Annotated in this window: 1 pseudogene; it reads left to right on the forward strand. The window is 68.0% G+C overall.

Going from position 1 to position 2,771, the window contains the following annotated elements:
* A pseudogene (locus tag G6O69_RS38635) lies at positions 1–1,504 on the forward strand (hypothetical protein); the annotation flags it as partial.
* Positions 1,505–2,771 lie beyond the last annotated feature (1,267 nt).

Consider the following 2,771-nt stretch of genomic DNA (forward strand, 5'->3'; position numbering starts at 1 on the left):
GAGCGTCACGCACCGCGCCTTCCAGACAGCTTCCCTCTCGCTCTCGATCTCCTGCGCGTTTTCGAGCGGTTGTGGAGACCCCTCCGCCGGTGACGTTGACGATGAGATCGGCAGCGAGAGCACCGAGGACACCCTGGGAACGGAAGAGACCGGCTCGAGCAGCGACTCCGACAGCACCGAAACCGACTCCGACTCCGACTCCGACTCCGACAGCAGCGACTCCGACAGCACCGACTCCGACTCCAGTGAGACCGGCGACGAGAACCTCGACTGCTCCATCGAGGGCGCCTTCCAGTACGCGCCCCCAGCCACCGAGATCGACGGGCTCTTCGCCACGCCCATCGACATCCTGGCGACCGAGGCCACCATCTTCTTCTCCCTCGGCAGCCAGCACGCCATCGCCGAGGTCAGCGTCGACTTCCGGGTCGGGCCCGAGGGCGGCATGCCGATCTTCGATCTCCGTCAGACCATCGACGCCGGCACCTTCGACCAGCAATTCATCGACCCCGCGGCGGCCCAGCGTCACGACTTTGGCAAGGGCCTGGACTACGGCTTTCGGATCCTCGAGTTCGAGCTCGAGCCCTGCACCGAGCACACCTTGACCTTGCAGTACGCCCTCGACGTCCCCGACGCCCCGGAGGCCGGCGGCCTCGAGTGGAGCACAGCGCCCAACCGCCTGTACTTCGACAGCTGGCTCTCGGACCTCAACCCCGGCCGCTACCTCGAGTCCTGGCTGCCCGCCAACTTGCCCTTCGATCGCCAGGCGCTGACCCTCTACCTGGTCCTCGAGGACGCGGGCGTGCCCCACACGCTGCTGAGCAACGCGGAGATCGAGGAATTCTCGGAGCACGACTGGAAGCTCGAGTTCCCCGACACGACCACGGCCATGGCCCCGCTGATCATCGTCGTGCCCAGCGAGCAGATCAGCGCGAGCACCGGCGTCCACCAGGCCGCCAACGCCCAGGACATCCCCTACACCCTCGTCCGCCACGAGACCGCCGGCGAGAGCCTGACCTCGCTCGAGGCCCGGCTGCTCGACGCGATCGACGAGTTCGTGACCTCGACCGGCGACTTTCTCCACCCGGCGATGCTCGGCTACGTCAGCGCCAGCGCGCGCTCCATGGAGTACGACGGCGGCTTCACCACCAAGCCCAGCGACCTCGAGCACGAGGCCTTCCACAGCTGGTGGGCCCGCGGGGTCCACCCCGCGACCTACGCCGACGGGTGGATCGACGAGGCCTGGGACATGTACAACACCACCTTGGGCCTGAGCTTCACCGTCGAGCCCTTCGACTGGGACGACGCGCCGACCGAGCTCTACGACGCCCACCCCTTCGCCCGCGACACGCCCAACGCCTCCTACTGGACCGGGCGGGCCGTGTTCGCCGGCCGGCGAACACGGCCCGCCCGGTCCAGTAGGAGGCGTTGGGCGTGTCGCGGGCGAAGGGGTGGGCGTCGTAGAGCTCGGTCGGCGCGTCGTCCCAGTCGAAGGGCTCGACGGTGAAGCTCAGGCCCAAGGTGGTGTTGTACATGTCCCAGGCCTCGTCGATCCACCCGTCGGCGTAGGTCGCGGGGTGGACCCCGCGGGCCCACCAGCTGTGGAAGGCCTCGTGCTCGAGGTCGCTGGGCTTGGTGGTGAAGCCGCCGTCGTACTCCATGGAGCGCGCGCTGGCGCTGACGTAGCCGAGCATCGCCGGGTGGAGAAAGTCGCCGGTCGAGGTCACGAACTCGTCGATCGCGTCGAGCAGCCGGGCCTCGAGCGAGGTCAGGCTCTCGCCGGCGGTCTCGTGGCGGACGAGGGTGTAGGGGATGTCCTGGGCGTTGGCGGCCTGGTGGACGCCGGTGCTCGCGCTGATCTGCTCGCTGGGCACGACGATGATCAGCGGGGCCATGGCCGTGGTCGTGTCGGGGAACTCGAGCTTCCAGTCGTGCTCCGAGAATTCCTCGATCTCCGCGTTGCTCAGCAGCGTGTGGGGCACGCCCGCGTCCTCGAGGACCAGGTAGAGGGTCAGCGCCTGGCGATCGAAGGGCAAGTTGGCGGGCAGCCAGGACTCGAGGTAGCGGCCGGGGTTGAGGTCCGAGAGCCAGCTGTCGAAGTACAGGCGGTTGGGCGCTGTGCTCCACTCGAGGCCGCCGGCCTCCGGGGCGTCGGGGACGTCGAGGGCGTACTGCAAGGTCAAGGTGTGCTCGGTGCAGGGCTCGAGCTCGAACTCGAGGATCCGAAAGCCGTAGTCCAGGCCCTTGCCAAAGTCGTGACGCTGGGCCGCCGCGGGGTCGATGAATTGCTGGTCGAAGGTGCCGGCGTCGATGGTCTGACGGAGATCGAAGATCGGCATGCCGCCCTCGGGCCCGACCCGGAAGTCGACGCTGACCTCGGCGATGGCGTGCTGGCTGCCGAGGGAGAAGAAGATGGTGGCCTCGGTCGCCAGGATGTCGATGGGCGTGGCGAAGAGCCCGTCGATCTCGGTGGCTGGGGGCGCGTACTGGAAGGCGCCCTCGATGGAGCAGTCGAGGTTCTCGTCGCCGGTCTCACTGGAGTCGGAGTCGGTGCTGTCGGAGTCGCTGCTGTCGGAGTCGGAGTCGGAGTCGGAGTCGGTTTCGGTGCTGTCGGAGTCGCTGCTCGAGCCGGTCTCTTCCGTTCCCAGGGTGTCCTCGGTGCTCTCGCTGCCGATCTCATCGTCAACGTCACCGGCGGAGGGGTCTCCACAACCGCTCGAAAACGCGCAGGAGATCGAGAGCGAGAGGGAAGCTGTCTGGAAGGCGCGGTTGCG

The organism is Pseudenhygromyxa sp. WMMC2535, assembly GCF_011083025.2.